This is a genomic window from Streptomyces sp. NPDC030838, from assembly GCF_055572035.1.
In genome coordinates this window covers 112,837-128,921 of the sequence record NZ_JBVIED010000018.1, presented here as the reverse complement: position 1 = coordinate 128,921, position 16,085 = coordinate 112,837, and the positions used below count along the sequence as shown (strand labels likewise).

The window sequence follows — 16,085 nt, the reverse complement described above, 5'->3', positions numbered from 1 at the left end:
GCGGCAACCGGGTCATCAGACTCCTTCCTCGGGCGCGGTCTGCGCCGAGGCCAGTGCGGTCGCCGGGTCCTGTGCCGGGCTGCCGGCCGGGATCCAGCGGCCGCGCTCCTTGCGGTACGGCCACCAGCGGCCGTCCCGGCCCAGACGCAGCTGGCTCGGCGCGCCGACGACCGTCCAGCGGTTGCCCCGCGCGCGCAGCGGCGGCCGCTCGTCCTCGTCCCAGGCCGATTCCAGGGCCGCACGCGCGCGTGCCAGGGCGTCCCCCTCGACCGCCCACTCCTCCTCGTACACCGACAGCGCGGCCACACCACCCTGCTCCCAGACCCGTACGGCCGCCGACAGTTCCTCCCGGCCGCGTCCCGAGCCCTCGGCCAGCCGCTCCAGCACCGCACGCCCGGGCCCTCCGGCAGCCAGTCGGACGGCGTCCTGAGCGACCGTGAGCTCGGCATCCCCGGCCTCCGCGCGGCCCTTCAGCGCCTCGGCCAGCAGGTGATGCGCCGCCACCGCGGTTCGGGCTGCCAGGAACTCCAGGGCGGCCGGGTCGACCCCGGGCGCGGGCGCGGCCTCGGCGTCCAGCGACGGAGGCAGCCCGGGCCCGTCCGGCAGCTCGGGCAGGGCGGGCAGCGGCGGCAGGATGTCGCCGGCCGCGTACGCCTCCGCGGCGTCCACGCCGGCCGGCGCCGGGAGCTCCTCGGCGCGTGCGGTGCCGCGCGCCTGGAGGTCGCCGACGAGGGCCCGTTCGCCGCGTCCCCGCATCAGCAGCAGGACGAAAGGATCCTCGTCGAGCAGCCGCGCCAGCTGATAGCAGAGCGCGGCCGTGTGCCCGCAGTGGTCCCAGGCGCCGCAGTCGCACTCCGGCTCCAGATCACCCAGCCCCGGCAGCAGCTCGATCCCCGCCGCCGCCGCGTCCTCGACGAGGTGCGGCGGCATCTCCCGGTCGACCAGCGCCGCGACATGCCCGGCCCGTTCGACGGCCAGCTCCAGGAAGCGGTCCCACTGCTCGGCGGACAGCTGCTCCAGCAGGACGTCGGCCCGGTGCGCGGTGCGGTCGCGGTCCTGGACGACCGCCGTGATGCGGCCCGGCCGCACCGACACCGCGCCCACGGCTCCCGCGCGGGCGAGCCGGCGGCCCGTCTTCACCTGCTCGGCGTCCAGCGCCGCGTCCTCCAGCGCCTTCAGCCAGGCCTGGCCCCACCAGGTCCGGGCGAAACCCCGCCCCCGCGCGGGCGGCAGCGCGGCGAAGGTGCGCTCGGTGTCGTCGTCGTTGCGGTTCATCGCGTGCTCCCTCGCAGTTCCACCAGGTCGGCCAGCTCGGCGTCCGTCAGCTCCGTCAGCGCGGCCTCGCCGGAGCCGAGCACCGCGTCGGCCAGCTCCCGCTTGCGGTTCAGCATGTCGGCGATGCGGTCCTCGATCGTGCCCTCCGCGATCAGCCGGTGCACCTGCACGGGCCGGGTCTGGCCGATGCGGTACGCGCGGTCGGTGGCCTGGGCCTCGACGGCCGGGTTCCACCAGCGGTCGTAGTGCACGACGTGTTCCGCGCGGGTGAGGTTGAGCCCGGTGCCCGCCGCCTTCAACGACAGCAGGAAGACCGGGACTTCGCCGTCCTGGAAGCGCCGCACCATCGCCTCCCGCTCCGCCACGGGCGTCCCGCCGTGCAGGAACAGCGAGGGCACGCCCCGCGCGGACAGGTGCCGTTCGATGAGCCGCGCCATCCCCACGTACTGCGTGAAGACCAGAACGCCCGCCCCCTCGGAGAGGATGGTGTCGAGCAGTTCGTCCAGCAGCTCCAGCTTCCCGGAGCGTCCGGCGATCGTCGGCCGCTCCTCCTTGAGGTACTGCGCCGGGTGGTTGCAGATCTGCTTCAGACCGGTCAGCAGCTTCACGATCAGCCCGCGCCGCGCCATGTCGTCGGCGTCCGAGATCTGCGCCAGCGTCTCGCGCACCACAGCCTCGTACAGGCCCGTCTGTTCCGGCGTGAGCGACACCGCGCGGTCCGTCTCGGTCTTCGGCGGCAGCTCCGGCGCGATCCCGGGATCGGACTTGCGGCGGCGCAGCAGGAACGGGCGCACCAGCCGGGCAAGCCGGTCCGCGGCGGCGGGATCCTGGCCGCTCTCGACCGCCTGTGCGTACCGCGCGCGGAAGGTGCCCAGCCTGCCCAGCAGGCCCGGGGTCGTCCAGTCGAGGATCGCCCACAGCTCCGAGAGGTTGTTCTCCACGGGGGTGCCGGTGAGCGCCACGCGTGCGCGTGCCCCGATGGAGCGCAGGGCGCGCGCGGTCGCCGAGTACGGGTTCTTCACGTGCTGGGCCTCGTCGGTCACCACCAGACCCCACGGCACCTCGGCCAGCCGGTGCGCGTCCAGGCGCATGGTGCCGTAGGTGGTGAGCACGAACTCCCCGTCTGCCAGGGCCTCCAGGTCCCGCCGGGCACCGTGGAAGCGGCGCACCGGGGTGCCGGGCGCGAATCTCTCGATCTCGCGCTGCCAGTTGCCCATCAGGGACGTCGGACAGACCACGAGCGTGGGACCGGCGGCCGAGGGGTCGGTCTGCCGGTGCAGATGCAGGGCGATCAGGGTGATGGTCTTGCCGAGGCCCATGTCGTCGGCGAGACAGCAGCCCAGCCCCAGAGACGTCATCCGGGCCAGCCAGCTCAGGCCGCGCCGCTGGTAGTCGCGCAGTTCGGCGGCGAGGGCGGCGGGCTGGGCGACCGGCTCCTGGCCCTCGGGGTCGGCGAGCCGCTCCCGCAGCCCGGCCAGCCACCCCGTGGCCCGCACCTCGACCCGGTGGCCGTCGACCTCCGTGGAACCGGTCAGCGCCGCGCCCAGCGCGTCGATCGGGGTGACCTTGCGGTCCCGCCGGTCACGGGCGCGGCGTGCCTCCCGAGGGTCGATCAGGACCCATTGGTCGCGCAGCCGCACGACGGGACGGCTGGCCTCCGCGAGCCGGTCCAGCTCCTCCCGGGTCAGCGGCTGGTCGCCGAGCGCGAACCACCAGCTGAAAGCGAGCAGCGCGTCGGCCGACAGGAACGACGGCGTGTCCGAGGAGAGCCGGCCGGCGCCCGGCTCGTCGTCCGGCGGGCCGACCACCGCGCGGGTGGTCAGTTCGCGGGCCAGTTCCTTCGGCCAGTGCACGTCGACACCGGCGGCCGCGAGCGCCGCCGCGCCCTCGCCCAGCAGCTCGGTGACCTCCTCGTCGGCGAGTTCCACGGCGTCCGGGACCGCGGCCGAGAGCAGCGGGCCGAGCGCCGGCCACGCCCGGGCCGCGCGGCGCAGCGCCACCAGGGCGTCCATCCGCGCGCCCGGGCCGAAGGCGCGGCTGGTGGCGTCCGTCGCGGTCCACACGTCGGCCGCGTCCGCGACGAGGGAGGGATCGCTCACCAGATGCACCTGCGGTACGGCCCGGAAGGCGGGCGCCGCCTCCTCCGGCGCGTCCGTCAGACCACTCACCTCGATCCGCAGCGAGATCCGTACGCCCGCGTCGTGGCCCGCCGCGACATCGGCGGCCCAGGCACGCTGCCCGGGCAGGTGCTGCGGTTCCGGCACGGCGTACGCCGGTCCGCCGGTGACCAGCGGCGCGGCGGGGGAGCGCGGCAGGGTGTCGGCGACGGCGTCCAGGAAGGACCGCAGCAGCCCTTCGGGGTCAGGCAGCCGCAGCGGCTCCATACCGTCCACGGGGACTGCATGCGCCTCGGGCGGCATCGCGGCGGCGAGCCGGCGCACCTGCTCGATCTCCTCCGCGCGGAGCGGGCCCGCGCGCCAGGCGTCGTGGTCGTTCGCGGAGAGGCCGGGCAGCAGCAGGCCGCGCGCCGTGCAGCGCAGGGCGAGGAGGGCCGCCGCACCCCAGAACACAGCCGCCCGGTGTCCCTGCGCGGCGACACGCGCGCGCGTGAGGACGGGCAGAGCCGCGCCCACCGGCAGCACGACGGCGGGCACGGTGACCGGCTCGACGCCGTCCTCACCGGGCAGCGCGACGGTCAGGTCCGTGACGGTTCCCGCGGCGACACCCGGCGGGGCCTCGCCGTCGGGCCGCCAGAAGGCGACACCGCCGGTGCGCGCCGGGTCGCCGGGCACGAACCCCGCGCAGCAGCGGGCCAGTTCGTGGATCTCGGAGGAGGTTGCCGGGGAAGTCCTCTGCACAGCGAGTCGCATTCCTCAAATTTGACTACCGGGGGTCGGAGCCGCCGAGAGTACAGCACCGCAGCCGCCGCCCCGGCATGCCAGGGCTGTGACCTGAGTCACTGATCGGGGAAGGCTTCGGGAAGCCCTAAGGGACGGGCGTCAGGGATGTCTCAGGGGCGCGGCACGGAACCGCCGACGGCGCGGGGCCGTTTTCCACAGCAGAGAGCGGCAGTGGCCGCGAAGGAGGCGACGCATATGTCGAAGAACGCGAAGATCGCCGCAGGGGGTGTGGCGGCCGGTCTTCTTCTGCTGATCTGGCTGCCCTGGTGGGCCGCCCTGCTGATCGTGCTGGGCGTCCCGGCCGCCGCGTATCTCGCGCTGGACCCCTCACAGCGGCGCAGGCTGCGCCGCGTCACCCGCAAGGAGCTCGGCCGCTAGCCCGGGGCGAGAGGGCTGAGTACGCCCGGCCACGGCGCCCCGCGGGAACACCGGCGCTGCGGCGCGGTCCGGCACGCTCAGCTTGGCCGTACGGCCATCTTGTCCAGCGCCTCCAGCAGCCCCGGCAGCTCCGGTCCCCGTCCCACCGGCAGCACCTCGCCGGGGGCCTCGTCGAGCAGCACGAACGCGATGTCGTCGGTCCTGGCCACCAGGGACCAGCCCGGACCGTCGGCGCGCAGCGTCCGCGCGTCGCCCGGGGCGAAGGAGGACCGGACACGGCCCAGCGGCGGCGGGGTGTCCACGTACGCGCGTGCCTCGGCGAGAACCCGCCGCACACTGCTCTGCCCGGCCTCCTTCCCGCCCCCACCGACCCCGCCTGGGACGGCGAATTCGGCGTCGTCGATCTGCTCCCGCCACTGCGCCCACTGGAGGGCGATCTCGTCGGCCCCGAGACGCCGCTGGGCGGAGCCCCAGACGCTGGTGTCGGGCGGGGCCAGCGGGGGGTGGTCGGCCAGCGCGGGGTCGGGATCGTGCGGCGCGGGCACCCCGGGCGCCGCCACGGCGACCGCCAGGGGCCAGCCGGGCAGGGCGGCGACCACACTGCGCTCGTCCGGCGACAGGTCGTACTCCATCCCGCAGTCCCAGGAGGCGATTGCGACGGCCACCAGAGACACGTCGTCGGTGACCACGGTCCACCGCGCGCCCTCGCCGTCCTGGCCCAGCACCAGGCCGTACCCGTCGGCGAGCGGCGCGAGGCCGAGCGCCGCACAGGCCTCCGGATAGTCGTCGCCCAGCACGCTCGGGAACTTCGCCGGCGTCAGCAGCACCGCCGTGAGCACATAGAGCGCATCGTCCGCGGCGGCGACGGCGTCCTCGTCCGTCCCGGCCATCACAGCCTCCCCAGGGGTTCGTCCAACGGCGCGCACCCTAGTGCGCCCGGGAGCCGCTTGTCACGACTCCTCCGGCCGCGCGGAGCTGCGGGGATTCGGTGGAGACCGGGCGAATCCGCCCCCGTCGCCCCCTCCGGCAACCCTCCGGCGATCCCCCGGCGCACCCCCGACGTCAGGCCGCCGGCAGCCCGAGGAGATCGCGGGCGACGGTCTGCGGCGACTCGCCGCGCTCCCGCGCGAGCGCGATGACGGCCCGGCACGCCAGCTCGTTCACCCCGAACGACAGCGCCTCCGGCGACACCCAGCCCGCCGCCTCGTCGCTGCGCTCCTGGTCGTTCTCCGCACAGGCCGACACGTAGACGGCGGCCGCCTCGAAAAGGTTGTGCGTCCGTGTGTCACGGCCGGCTGACCGCTCCTCCCGCGCGGCACCCTGAAACTTCCCCCATGCCTCCCGTACCTTGCCGAACATGCCGACCACCTTCCCCCTCGGAGATTTCCCTTGCTGATCGTTCAACCGCTCCCCCTCAACGTAGAGTTGGAGCTTCGGCGGCAGAAGGGGGAGGGCGCAGTGAAGCGCTTCGCGCGCCTGGAGCAGATTCGGCGGATGGATCCGCGCAAGGAGGCGACCGACATCCTCCGGCTCAGTTCGGCGTACGAGTTCCCCTGGGACTACACCCGCGCACTGGAACTCGCGCTCTACCGCACCTACGCCGTCCCGAGCATCGGCCGACTGCTCGCCGAGACCGCCGAGCTGACCGACCGTCCGCAGAAGCGCTACGACGATACCTCGCTGCTCCTCGACGCCGTCGTGGAGCACGGCTTCGACAGCACCGAGGGCCGCACGGCGATCCGCCGCATCAACCGGATGCACCGCTCCTACGACATCCCCGACGACGACATGCGGTACGTGCTGTGCACGTTCGTCGTGATGCCCCGGCGATGGATCGACGCCTACGCCTGGCGCCGGTTCTCCCGCCACGAAATCGTCGCCTCCGCCGTGCACTACGGCACCCTGGGGAGGTACATGGGCATCAAGGACATCCCCGAGACCTACGAGGAGTTCGAGTCCTGCCTCGACGCGTACGAGGCCGCTCACTTCGGCTGGGACGAGGACGCGCGCCGGGTCTCGGACGCCACCCTCGACCTGATGGCCTCCTGGTACCCGCGCCCCCTCGCCCCACTGCTGCGTACGGCCACGCTCGCGCTGCTCGACGACCCGCTGCTGCGGGCCTTCCGCTATCCGGTGCCGAGCACCGCCACTCGCGCTCTGGTGCGCCGCGCGGTACGGCTGCGGGGCCGGGCCGTCCGGCTGATGCCACCGCGACGGGCCCCGCACTTCGCGCGGCAGAACCGGGAGATCAAGGGCTACCCCGACGGCTACCGGCTGGCCGACCTGGGCACCTGGCCGACGCCGGGGGTGCGCGGCTGCCCGGTCCGGCACCTCGACGGGTCAGCCGCCGAGTGACGGCAAGGTGGTCCGCAGCCAGCTGAGTTCGGCCCGGGAGGTGGCCCGCGCGATGGTCAGGATGCCCTGCCGGAACGGGTCGTCCAGTTCCTCGGCGGCGAGCGGCCGGTCACCGTCGTAGAAGAAACTCGCGGGCTCCTCCAGGAAGGCCAGCCTGCGGCGCAGTACGGCCGCCTGGGCCTCGGCGTCGTCCAGGTGGCGGAGGAAGGCGAGCACCGTGAACCAGCGGTTCTCGTCGGTGATGTCGCGCTGCGCGGGCTCCACGAGGCGGCGGCGCAGCTCCCGCCTGCCCTCGTCGGTCAGGGACAGCACATGGCGTGGTGCGGCCACCGCACCGGGCTCCGTGGCGCGTACCAGGAGGCCCGCCTGCTCCAGACGCTTGATCGCGGGGTAGAGCGTGCTCTCCGCGACCGGCCGCACGTGCCCCGTCAGCGCCGTGATGCGTTTGCGCAGTTCATAGCCGTGCAGTGGGGCTTCGTACAGGAAACCGAGGATGGCGAGCTCCAGCATGCCCGCATTCTCCCGCACGCTCGCTGTACATCCAATCCGTAGTACTTCTGCTTGGTCATACTCCGGACACTCAATACCTCGTGATCGATGTATCTTCCTTGATGTGACGGCAGCGGACCACAGCCAGGGAGGGCGCACCATGCAGCAGGCCGAGTTCGACAGTGAGGGCAGTCGCATCCGGTGGACGGAGACGCCGGGTGCGGAACCCGCGCGGGTGTACGTCCACGGGCTCGGGGCGGCCTCGGCCGTCTACCACGCCCACATCGCCGCCCGCCCGGAACTCGCGGGCCGGCGCAGCCTGTTCGTCGACCTGCCGGGGCACGGCATCAGCGACCGGCCCGCGGACTTCGGCTACAGCCTGGAGGAACACGCCCAGGCTCTCGCGACCGCACTCGACGCCGCGGGAGTGAGCGGCGCCGAGCTGATCGCGCACAGCATGGGCGGCGCCGTCGCCCTGGTGCTGGCCCGCCGGCGGCCCGACCTCGTCTCCCGGCTGGTCCTCACGGAGGCCAACCTGGACGCCTTTCCGCCGCTCACGGCGGGGAGCAGCGGAATCGCCACCTATGAGGAGGACGAATTCGTCGACGGCGGCTACGGGCGCGTGCTGGAAAAGGTGGGTCCTGTGTGGGCGGCCACGATGCGGCTGGCCGACCCGCGTGCCCTGCATCGCAGCGCCGTCGGGCTGCGCCGCGGATCGGAGCCGATGATGCGCGACATCCTCGAGGACCTCTCCATCGACCGCGTCTACCTTCAGGGCGAACTCAGCGGGGACCTCGACGGCCGGGAGGCCCTGGAGGCCGCCGGGGTGCGGGTGGTGACCGTGCCCGGCGCCGGGCACAACGTGATGTTCGACAACCCTGACGCCTTCGCGGCGGCGGTCGCCGGGCGGATGTGACCCCTGGGCCCACCCGTCTCCGACGGCTCAGTCCTCGCGTACGGCGAGGGCCAGGAACCGGGCGTCCTCGTCGACGTACGACGTCATGCGCCAGCCCGCCGCGGCGAGCAGCGGGCGCAGGTTGGGCTCCGCGCGGAGGTCGTCCGGGGTGACCTCCCGCCCGTGCCGGGCCGCCAGCGCTGCGCGGCCGATCGGATGGAACAGGGCGAGCCGCCCGCCGGGGCGCACCACGCGCGCCAGCTCCCGCAGGTTCGCGGCCGGGTCGGGCAGGTGGGCGATGAGGCCCGCCGCGAAGACCGCGTCCAGTGCCCCGGTCCGCAGGGGGAGCGCGGCCACGTCGGTGAGGAGCAGCCGCCCGTCCCGGTCTCTGCCGGCCCGTACGGCGGCCTCCAGCATCGCCGGGGTCAGGTCCACCCCGAGCACCACTCCGGACGGCCCCACGGCCGCCCGCAGCGGCGGCAGAGCGCGTCCGGTGCCGCAGCCGGCGTCGAGGACGCGGTCGCCCGCGCGCAGCCCCAGCTCGGCGACCGCGGCGGCGTAGGCCGGGGCGTCATCGGGGAACCGGCTGTCCCAGCCGGCGGCGCGGGCGGTGAAGAACTCCTGGACGTGCGTGCGGTCGTCGCTCATGTTCCGCATGATCCCTCACCGACGCGGAGGACGTCTCGGCGCGCATGTTCGAGCTGGACGCGATCGTTCAGGTACATCTGTGCGTCATATTCCAACAGCTTTCGAAATGCGCCCCCTTTGTGCGCCCGTGCACCCCTAGCGTCCCGTGGCCATGGGACACCTGGACCACGCCGCCTTCGGCTGGCTGACCCCCGCGCTGTCGTACGCCATGTCCTGCACCGGCGCCGCCCTCGGGCTGCGCTGCACCGTGCGCGCCCTCGGTGCCACCGGGCGCTCGCGCCGCAACTGGCTGATCACCGCGGCCTCCGCCATCGGCACCGGCATCTGGACCATGCACTTCGTGGCCATGCTCGGCTTCAGCGTCGGCGGGACGGAGATCCGCTACGACGTACCGCTGACCGTGCTCAGCCTGCTGGTAGCCATGATCGTCGTCTGCGCCGGCGTCTTCGCCGTCGGCTACGGCCGGGACCGCACCCGCTCGCTGCTGCTCGGCGGACTCACCACCGGGCTCGGCGTCGCGAGCATGCACTACCTGGGCATGGCCGCCGTACGCCTGCACGGTGACGTGACCTACGACCCGGTGCTCGTCGCACTCTCCGTCGTCATCGCGGTGGTCGCGGCGACGGCGGCCCTGTGGGCGGCGCTGAACATCAAGGCGCCCGTCGCGGTCACCGTCGCCTCCCTGGTCATGGGCGCGGCGGTGAGCAGCATGCACTACACCGGCATGCTCGCCGTCCGCGTGCGTGTCACGCCGTCGGGCGACCTGCTGCCCGGGGCCACGGCGATGCAGTTCGTCTTCCCCCTCGCCGTCGGCCTCGGGTCCTATCTCTTCCTGACCTCGGCCTTCGTCGCCCTGTCGCCGACGGCGGGGGAGCGCGAGGCGACCGCCTCCGCCCAGCGGCCGGTCGAGACCGCCGCCCGCTGACCCCCGACCCCCTTTCCGAGCGAGGAGGCCATGCGCACACCCCGAAGGACCCCGACAGCAGGCGCCGAGACGCCGCCCCCGCCCGCCGTGCGCGGCCGCCGCGCGCACGCCGGACCACCCGCCGACGAGGGCCCGGACGACGGCGCGGGAACACCGGCGGACCGCCCCGCCGCCCGCGAGGCACCCTGGCGCATACGGCCGCGCACCGTCCGCGCCAAGATCGTCTGCCTGCTGATGGTGCCCGTCGTGTCCCTGCTGGCCCTGTGGGCGTACGCCACCGTCACCACCGCCCAGGACGTCTCCCGACTGCGCCAGTTGCAGCGCGTGGACGCCGAGGTCCGGGCCCCCGTCGCCGACGCCGTCGCCGCCCTCCAGGCCGAGCGAGCCGTCGCCGTGCGGTACGCGACGGACCCGGAGGCGGCCGGCGGGAGCGGTGAGCTGAAACGGCTCGCGGCGCACACCGACCGCGCGGTGGCGAAGCTCCGCCTCGGCGAGCACGGCACCGTCGCCGACGGCCAGGAGCTGCCCGCCGGAGTCGCCCGGCGCCTGGTCGCGTTCGTCACCGGCGCCGAGGAGCTGCGCCCGCTGCGCACCGCGGTGCTCGACCGCCGCGCGGGCTGGAACGAGACGTACGAGCGGTACACCGGCACCATCGCGGCAGCCTTCCGCGTGGGCGGCGCGCTCACCGGCATCCAGGACGCCGAACTGGGCTCCGACGCGCGCGTACTGCTGGAGTTCTCCCGCGCGGGCGAGGCACTGGCCCAGGAGGACGTCCTGCTGGCCGGCGCGCGCCTCGCCGACGGCCTCACCGGCGAGCGGCTGCGGTTGTTCACCGGTGCCGTCGACACCCGCCGCACCCTCACCGAGTCCGCCGTGGCCGACCTCCGCGGCGCCGAGCGCGCCGCCTGGCTCGACCTCGCCGAGAGTCCCGACTACGCCGCCGTCGCCGATCTGGAGGACCGGGTGCTGTCCAGCAGCGCGGGGGCCCGCGCGGTCGCGGCGGCGCCGGAGGCCGCCTGGCAGAAGGCACACGCGCGCGTGCAGGACGGCATGCGGAGCATCGAGCAGGACGCGGCCGGCGGCGTCGCGGACCGCGCCGACCCGTTCACCCGGGGGCTGCTCACCCCGGCCGGCGCCGCGGTCCTCCTCGGCCTCGCGGCTGTCGCCGCCTCCCTCGTCATCTCTGTGCGCATCGGCCGGGGCCTCGTCGTCGAGCTGGTGAGCCTGCGCAACACCGCTCTGGAGATCGCCCGCCGCAAACTCCCCGAGGCGATGCGGAGACTGCGCGCCGGCGAGGAGATCGACATCCGCGCGGAGGCCCCGCCCGGACCGCCCGCCGAGGACGAGACCGGACAGGTCGCCGAGGCCCTGGGCACTGTGCACCGCGCGGCGCTGCGGGCCGCCGTGGAACGCGCCGAACTCGCCAGCGGCATCTCCGGGGTCTTCGTCAACCTCGCCCGCCGCAGCCAGGTCCTCGTCCACCGCCAGCTGAGCCTGCTGGACAGCATGGAACGCCGCTCCGAGGACCCCGACGAGCTCGGCGACCTGTTCCGGCTCGACCACCTCACCACCCGGATGCGACGGCACGCCGAGAGCCTGATCATCCTCTCCGGCGCGGCCCCCGGACGGGCCTGGCGGATGCCGGTCTCCCTGACCAACGTGGTCCGCGCGGCCGTGTCCGAAGTCGAGGACTACGCGCGCGTGGAGGTACGACAGCTCCCGGAGGCCTCCGTCATCGGCACCGCCGTCGCCGACCTCACCCATCTCCTCGCCGAGATCATCGAGAACGCCGCCCAGTTCTCGCCGCCCCACACGCGCGTACGCGTCACCGGCGAGCCTGTCGGCAACGGATACGCCGTCGAGATCGAGGACCGCGGCCTGGGCATGGGCCCGGAGACCCTCGCCGAGGCCAACCGGCGCATCGCCCAGTCCGAGGCGCTCGACCTGTTCGACAGCGACCGGCTCGGCCTCTTCGTGGTCAGCAGACTCGCGGCACGGCACAGCATCAAGGTGCACCTGCGGACCTCGCCCTACGGCGGGACCACAGCCGTCGTGCTGCTGCCCAAGGCCCTGCTGCACAACGGCGCGGCGGAACGTTCCCCCAACGAGCCGGCCGCGGCCGAGCGGGTCGAGGAACACGCCTACGCGCGCGTGCCCGGCGGCCCCCGGGAGACACCCGTCCAGGCCGTCCCCTCCCCGGCCGACCGGCCCGCGCTCGTGGCCCAAGCGCCCGCCCCCGGCCAGGCCGCGGCGGAGCGCACCCCCGAACCCCCGCCCCCGGGAGTCACCGCCTTGCGCCTGCCCCGACCCCCCGACAGCCCCGAACGCCCCGACGACCTCCCCCGCCGGGTGCGGCAGACCCACCTCGCCCCCCAACTGCGCGACCGCCGCCCCGAGGAGCCCGCCCAGCCGTCCGGGCCCCGCGGTGACGACCGGCGCACCCCCGAACTCGTACGGGACCGTATGACGGCCTACCGCGACGGATGGGTCCGCGGCGGCGGCCGGCGACCCGGCCGTGGCCCCGTACCGGACCGCACACCCGGCCGCGACAGCAGCGAAGGAGACCCCGCATGATCCAGGACCCGAGCATGAGGGCCGACGTGGGGATCTCCCCGCTCGAGCGAAGCCGAGAGCGGGGGAGGTCCGGCGAACTCGACTGGCTGCTGGACGACTTGGTGCTGCGAGTGCACGAGGTGCGGCACGCGGTGGTGCTCTCCAACGACGGACTCGCCATCGGCGCCTCCAGCGACCTGGGCCGCGAGGACGCCGAACACCTCGCCGCCGTCGCCTCCGGCTTCCACAGCCTCGCCAAGGGCGCCGGCCGGCACTTCGGAGCCGGCGGCGTACGCCAGACCATGGTGGAGATGGACGACGCCTTCCTGTTCGTCGCCGCCGCCGGTGACGGCTCCTGCCTCGCGGTCCTCACCGCCGTGACCGCCGACATCGGCCTCGTCGCGTACGAGATGGCCCGGCTGGTCAAGCGGGTCGGCGAGCATCTGTACACCCCGCCGCGCGCCGCCGCGCGCCCGCCCGCCGGATGAGGCGGAAGGGCGGACCGCTGCCATGACCGAGGACACGACCGGCGCCCCGCGCGAGCGGGGCAGCCAGTGGTACGACCACGAGGCCGGGCCCCTGGTGCGTCCGTACGCCATGACGGGCGGACGCACCAAACCCGGCCCCACCGGGGTCCGCTTCGACCTCATCGCCCTCGTCACGCTCGTTCCGGACGCCGACGGACGCGCCGACGACAGCGCGCTCGGGCCCGAACACCGCGCCCTGATCGACCTGTGCCGCGTCGAGACCCAGTCGGTCGCCGAACTCGCCGCGGGGGCCGACCTCCCGGTCGGCGTGGTCAGGGTGCTCATCGGCGATCTGATGGAGCTCGGCCGCGTCACCGTCAGCCGCCCGGTACCGCCCGCACAGCTGCCCGACGAACGGATTCTGCGCGAGGTGATCGAAGGATTGCGGGCCCTGTAGACGGTCGGTCGCCATCCAGTCCCTCAGGGGCCAAGAGCGGTCGAAACCCCTGGAAAGCCACCGAAGTTGCCATGATGCACTCCCCACCTGACGTCGACCGTTGCCGGCACACCCGAGAGAAGTGATCGATGGTCTCCGAGAACTCCGACGCCCTGGACGGCGACAGCCCGGCCCTGGCGTTGAAGATACTGGTCGCCGGCGGGTTCGGCGTGGGCAAGACGACCTTGGTGGGCGCGGTCAGCGAGATCCGCCCGCTGCGCACCGAGGAACTGCTCAGCGAGGCCGGGCAGTCGGTGGACGACACCGACGGTGTGGACCAGAAGGTCACCACGACGGTCGCCATGGACTTCGGCCGGATCACCATCCGGTCGGGGCTGTCCCTCTACCTGTTCGGCACCCCAGGCCAGGACCGCTTCTGGTTCCTGTGGGACGAACTCTCGCAGGGCGCCCTCGGTGCCGTGGTCCTCGCCGACACCCGCCGCCTGGAGGACTGCTTCCCCGCGGTGGACTACTTCGAGCACCGGCACATCCCGTTCGTGGTCGCCGTCAACTGCTTCGCGGGCGCCCGCACCTACGGCGCCCACGACGTCTCCCGCGCCCTCGACCTCGACCAGGGCACGCCCGTCGTGCTCTGCGACGCCCGCGACCGCGACTCCGGCAAGGAGGTGCTGATCCGGCTCGTCGAGTACGCCGGGCGGATGCACACCGCCCGGCTGCTCGACTCCGTGGGCTGACCGGCCCCTCGGCGAAGGGCCCGGGTCAGCCGGCCACGTCCTTCTCCGCAAGGACCTTGTCGATGGTGACCCGCACCAGGAGTTCGCCGGGCACGCCGTTGCGCGCCCCGAACTCCTCGGCGCGGTCCTCGCCCATGTACCGAGCCCCGATCCGGCTCGCCCAGCGCCGCAGCTCGTCCAGATCCTCCGACAGCCGGGCACGGCCCCGCAGCACCACGTAGGCGTAGGGCGGCCGGTCGTCGTCCACACAGAGCGCGACCCGGCCGTCCCGGACCAGACTGCGACCCTTCACCGTGTCCTTGCCGGTGGTGAACACCACCTCGTCCCCGTCCAGCACGAACCAGACGGGCGTCACATGCGGACTCCCGTCGTCCCGGACGGTCGACAGCTTTCCGGTGCGGGTGCCGTACGAGACGAACTCCCGCCATTCCGCGTCGGTCATCTTCTGTGCCATGCCTCCTATCCTCCTTGCCCGCACGCCGGTCGTGGTGAAGGCTGGCGGAGAGATCTCCTCCGGCCAGGGGGAGACATCACACGGGGAGACGGAACATGGCGCACAACCGGGGACTCGGCTGGCTGCTGGACGACCTGACCGAGCGCGTCGAACAGGTACGGCACGCACTGGTCCTGTCCAACGACGGACTGGTGACGGGCGCGAGCACGGGACTGCGGCGCGAGGACGCCGAGCATCTGGCCGCCGTCGCCTCCGGGCTGCACAGCCTGGCGAAGGGATCGGGCCGGCACTTCGGCGCGGGCAGCGTCCGCCAGACGATGGTGGAGTTCGACGACGCGGTGCTGTTCGTCACCGCGGCGGGAAGCGGCAGCTGTCTGTGCGTGCTCAGCGGCGCGGAGGCCGACATCGGTCAGATCGCCTACGAGATGACCCTGCTCGTCAACCGGGTCGGCGAACACCTCGGCGTGGACGCCCGCCGACCTGAACGAACCCCGGCCGCAGACCTCTGAGCTGCGCCTTCAGCCTCTCCCGCGGAGTTATCCACAGGCCCGTCGCGGTGTCGGACGGACCGGTTACGTTGGTGTCATCGCGCACGCACAGAGCGTGAGCGTACGACTCCACGGGGGAGACCGACATGCAAGGCAACACCATCACGTCACCGGACCGCCTCACCTGGGCGCCGAGTCGGGCCGCCCGCGAACTCGGGCTGAAGCGCACGGAGTTCGATCTGGCGGTGAACCTCGGCCGCATCCGCACCGTGCCCGACGAAGGAGGCGGGGGCCGCCGCGTCCCGCGCGCGGAGGTCGACCGGCTGCGCTTGGCGGAGGGCTTCCCGGAAGCGCTGCTCGACAGCCTGCGCACGGTCGGCACGCGGGAAGCCGCGGCCCTCATGGGCGTGTCGGAGACCCGGTTCACCCGCCTCGCGCGTCTGGGGTTGGTGGTGCCGGTCCGCTTCTTCGTCAACCGCTACAGGGCCGTTGTCTGGCTCTATCTCGCCGACGAGCTACGGCAGTTCACCGTCGACGAGAAGAACGCGCCGCTGATGAAAGGCCGTATGCCCGAGGGGCTGCGGGCCCAGTTGGAGACCGGGCTCGATCTGCGGGCCCGCAACTGGCGGGGCCGCCACCTGGGATTCCTGCTGCGGCAGGCCGACGACCCCTGGGAGCGGGTCGGAGCCCTGGCCGCCCTGCTCGACCCGGTGCAGATCGCGGAACTCGTCAAGGACCCCCACGAACGAGCCCATCTGAACCGGTTCCGACCCGACCCGCCGGCCCGGAGTGCCCCGGGCTCACCGGCGGCCCAGCTCGCCGAGAGGATCACGACGGCGGACGATCCGGACGAGATCGCCTGGCTGCGGGCCGATCTGACCCGGGCCCTGGAGGAGGCCCGCGAGCACCGGCCCGCACCGCGCCCTGCGCCCCGGCGGACGCCGCCCACCCCCGGTCCTCACCGGCCCCCGGCGGAGCAGCCGGAGCCGGAGCGCGAGCCGGAGAGGCAGCGCGGCCTGCTCGGATGGCTGCGCCGCAGAAGCTCCTGACTGCGCGGAAGCCCCCGG

General features: G+C 73.7%; 17 protein-coding genes. 10 read left to right on the top strand and 7 right to left on the bottom strand.

Features of this window, described 5'->3' with window-relative positions; all coding sequences use genetic code 11:
- Positions 1-15: 15 nt before the first annotated feature.
- Positions 16-1,275 (bottom strand): SWIM zinc finger family protein, encoded by a 1,260-nt coding sequence (locus tag ACZ42A_RS34875; RefSeq protein WP_468531340.1) that lies wholly within the window; start codon positions 1,273-1,275, stop codon positions 16-18.
- The gene (locus tag ACZ42A_RS34870; RefSeq protein WP_468531339.1) at positions 1,272-4,133 is read right to left on the bottom strand and encodes a DEAD/DEAH box helicase; all 2,862 of its coding nucleotides are present in this window, start codon (positions 4,131-4,133) and stop codon (positions 1,272-1,274) included. The genes ACZ42A_RS34875 and ACZ42A_RS34870 overlap by 4 nt, the downstream gene beginning before the upstream one ends.
- A gap of 237 nt (positions 4,134-4,370) precedes the next feature.
- Between ACZ42A_RS34870 and ACZ42A_RS34865 the strand changes: the two genes are divergently transcribed.
- The gene (locus ACZ42A_RS34865) at positions 4,371-4,553 is read left to right on the top strand and encodes a hypothetical protein (protein WP_187752970.1); all 183 of its coding nucleotides are present in this window, start codon (positions 4,371-4,373) and stop codon (positions 4,551-4,553) included.
- A gap of 77 nt (positions 4,554-4,630) precedes the next feature.
- Here the strand turns inward: ACZ42A_RS34865 and ACZ42A_RS34860 are convergent, their stop codons facing one another.
- Together ACZ42A_RS34860 and ACZ42A_RS34855 are read right to left on the bottom strand one after the other, a co-directional pair.
- Positions 4,631-5,443, bottom strand: a complete 813-nt coding sequence (locus ACZ42A_RS34860) for a hypothetical protein (RefSeq protein WP_468531338.1) — start codon at positions 5,441-5,443, stop codon at positions 4,631-4,633.
- 172 nt (positions 5,444-5,615) lie between these two features.
- The gene (locus ACZ42A_RS34855; RefSeq protein WP_468531337.1) at positions 5,616-5,912 is read right to left on the bottom strand and encodes a hypothetical protein; all 297 of its coding nucleotides are present in this window, start codon (positions 5,910-5,912) and stop codon (positions 5,616-5,618) included.
- 99 nt (positions 5,913-6,011) lie between these two features.
- On the opposite strand from ACZ42A_RS34855, the gene ACZ42A_RS34850 reads away from it, so the two are divergent.
- Positions 6,012-6,908: an oxygenase MpaB family protein gene (locus ACZ42A_RS34850; protein ID WP_468531336.1), complete on the top strand. Its 897-nt coding sequence runs from the start codon at positions 6,012-6,014 to the stop codon at positions 6,906-6,908.
- Here ACZ42A_RS34850 and ACZ42A_RS34845 read toward each other — a convergent pair.
- Positions 6,894-7,418 carry a PadR family transcriptional regulator gene (locus ACZ42A_RS34845; RefSeq protein ID WP_468531335.1) on the bottom strand — a complete coding sequence of 175 codons (525 nt, stop codon included), beginning with the start codon at positions 7,416-7,418 and terminating at the stop codon, positions 6,894-6,896. The genes ACZ42A_RS34850 and ACZ42A_RS34845 overlap by 15 nt on opposite strands.
- Before the next feature lie 139 nt (positions 7,419-7,557).
- On the opposite strand from ACZ42A_RS34845, the gene ACZ42A_RS34840 reads away from it, so the two are divergent.
- Complete coding sequence (locus ACZ42A_RS34840; protein ID WP_468531334.1) at positions 7,558-8,313, top strand: alpha/beta fold hydrolase; 756 nt, start codon at positions 7,558-7,560, stop codon at positions 8,311-8,313.
- Between the two features lie 27 nt (positions 8,314-8,340).
- Here ACZ42A_RS34840 and ACZ42A_RS34835 read toward each other — a convergent pair whose 3' ends face one another.
- Positions 8,341-8,940 carry a class I SAM-dependent methyltransferase gene (locus ACZ42A_RS34835; protein ID WP_468531333.1) on the bottom strand — a complete coding sequence of 200 codons (600 nt, stop codon included), beginning with the start codon at positions 8,938-8,940 and terminating at the stop codon, positions 8,341-8,343.
- 151 nt (positions 8,941-9,091) lie between these two features.
- Between ACZ42A_RS34835 and ACZ42A_RS34830 the strand changes: the two genes are divergently transcribed.
- The 5 genes from ACZ42A_RS34830 to ACZ42A_RS34810 all read left to right on the top strand — a co-directional run bounded on the left by ACZ42A_RS34830 (position 9,092) and on the right by ACZ42A_RS34810 (position 14,076).
- Positions 9,092-9,865 (top strand): MHYT domain-containing protein, encoded by a 774-nt coding sequence (locus tag ACZ42A_RS34830; protein ID WP_468531332.1) that lies wholly within the window; start codon positions 9,092-9,094, stop codon positions 9,863-9,865.
- Between the two features lie 30 nt (positions 9,866-9,895).
- Positions 9,896-12,439: a sensor histidine kinase gene (locus ACZ42A_RS34825; protein ID WP_468531331.1), complete on the top strand. Its 2,544-nt coding sequence runs from the start codon at positions 9,896-9,898 to the stop codon at positions 12,437-12,439.
- Entirely contained in the window at positions 12,436-12,906 is a 471-nt protein-coding gene (locus ACZ42A_RS34820; protein WP_468531330.1) for a roadblock/LC7 domain-containing protein, read from the top strand. The genes ACZ42A_RS34825 and ACZ42A_RS34820 overlap by 4 nt, the downstream gene beginning before the upstream one ends.
- Positions 12,907-12,928: 22 nt before the next feature.
- Positions 12,929-13,342: a DUF742 domain-containing protein gene (locus ACZ42A_RS34815; protein WP_468531329.1), complete on the top strand. Its 414-nt coding sequence runs from the start codon at positions 12,929-12,931 to the stop codon at positions 13,340-13,342.
- A gap of 128 nt (positions 13,343-13,470) precedes the next feature.
- The gene (locus ACZ42A_RS34810; RefSeq protein ID WP_468531328.1) at positions 13,471-14,076 is read left to right on the top strand and encodes a GTP-binding protein; all 606 of its coding nucleotides are present in this window, start codon (positions 13,471-13,473) and stop codon (positions 14,074-14,076) included.
- A gap of 25 nt (positions 14,077-14,101) precedes the next feature.
- Here the strand turns inward: ACZ42A_RS34810 and ACZ42A_RS34805 are convergent, their stop codons facing one another.
- Positions 14,102-14,530 (bottom strand): PPOX class F420-dependent oxidoreductase, encoded by a 429-nt coding sequence (locus ACZ42A_RS34805; protein ID WP_468531327.1) that lies wholly within the window; start codon positions 14,528-14,530, stop codon positions 14,102-14,104.
- Positions 14,531-14,625: 95 nt separating this feature from the next.
- On the opposite strand from ACZ42A_RS34805, the gene ACZ42A_RS34800 reads away from it, so the two are divergent.
- Together ACZ42A_RS34800 and ACZ42A_RS34795 are read left to right on the top strand one after the other, a co-directional pair.
- Positions 14,626-15,039 (top strand): roadblock/LC7 domain-containing protein, encoded by a 414-nt coding sequence (locus tag ACZ42A_RS34800; RefSeq protein WP_468531326.1) that lies wholly within the window; start codon positions 14,626-14,628, stop codon positions 15,037-15,039.
- A gap of 125 nt (positions 15,040-15,164) precedes the next feature.
- Complete coding sequence (locus ACZ42A_RS34795; RefSeq protein WP_468531325.1) at positions 15,165-16,067, top strand: DUF6397 family protein; 903 nt, start codon at positions 15,165-15,167, stop codon at positions 16,065-16,067.
- Positions 16,068-16,085 lie beyond the last annotated feature (18 nt).

What these genes read in the sequence shown, in the direction of transcription:
- ACZ42A_RS34860 (WP_468531338.1), bottom strand. Translation starts at nt 5,443, where the DNA reads ATGGCCGGGACGGACGAGGACGCCGTCGCCGCCGCGGACGATGCGCTC.
- ACZ42A_RS34815 (WP_468531329.1), top strand. Translation starts at nt 12,929, where the DNA reads ATGACCGAGGACACGACCGGCGCCCCGCGCGAGCGGGGCAGCCAGTGG.
- ACZ42A_RS34820 (WP_468531330.1), top strand. Translation starts at nt 12,436, where the DNA reads ATGATCCAGGACCCGAGCATGAGGGCCGACGTGGGGATCTCCCCGCTC.
- ACZ42A_RS34805 (WP_468531327.1), bottom strand. Translation starts at nt 14,530, where the DNA reads ATGGCACAGAAGATGACCGACGCGGAATGGCGGGAGTTCGTCTCGTAC.
- ACZ42A_RS34800 (WP_468531326.1), top strand. Translation starts at nt 14,626, where the DNA reads ATGGCGCACAACCGGGGACTCGGCTGGCTGCTGGACGACCTGACCGAG.
- ACZ42A_RS34840 (WP_468531334.1), top strand. Translation starts at nt 7,558, where the DNA reads ATGCAGCAGGCCGAGTTCGACAGTGAGGGCAGTCGCATCCGGTGGACG.
- ACZ42A_RS34835 (WP_468531333.1), bottom strand. Translation starts at nt 8,940, where the DNA reads ATGAGCGACGACCGCACGCACGTCCAGGAGTTCTTCACCGCCCGCGCC.
- ACZ42A_RS34865 (WP_187752970.1), top strand. Translation starts at nt 4,371, where the DNA reads ATGTCGAAGAACGCGAAGATCGCCGCAGGGGGTGTGGCGGCCGGTCTT.
- ACZ42A_RS34825 (WP_468531331.1), top strand. Translation starts at nt 9,896, where the DNA reads ATGCGCACACCCCGAAGGACCCCGACAGCAGGCGCCGAGACGCCGCCC.
- ACZ42A_RS34845 (WP_468531335.1), bottom strand. Translation starts at nt 7,418, where the DNA reads ATGCTGGAGCTCGCCATCCTCGGTTTCCTGTACGAAGCCCCACTGCAC.
- ACZ42A_RS34810 (WP_468531328.1), top strand. Translation starts at nt 13,471, where the DNA reads ATGGTCTCCGAGAACTCCGACGCCCTGGACGGCGACAGCCCGGCCCTG.
- ACZ42A_RS34855 (WP_468531337.1), bottom strand. Translation starts at nt 5,912, where the DNA reads ATGTTCGGCAAGGTACGGGAGGCATGGGGGAAGTTTCAGGGTGCCGCG.
- ACZ42A_RS34795 (WP_468531325.1), top strand. Translation starts at nt 15,165, where the DNA reads ATGCAAGGCAACACCATCACGTCACCGGACCGCCTCACCTGGGCGCCG.
- ACZ42A_RS34875 (WP_468531340.1), bottom strand. Translation starts at nt 1,275, where the DNA reads ATGAACCGCAACGACGACGACACCGAGCGCACCTTCGCCGCGCTGCCG.
- ACZ42A_RS34830 (WP_468531332.1), top strand. Translation starts at nt 9,092, where the DNA reads ATGGGACACCTGGACCACGCCGCCTTCGGCTGGCTGACCCCCGCGCTG.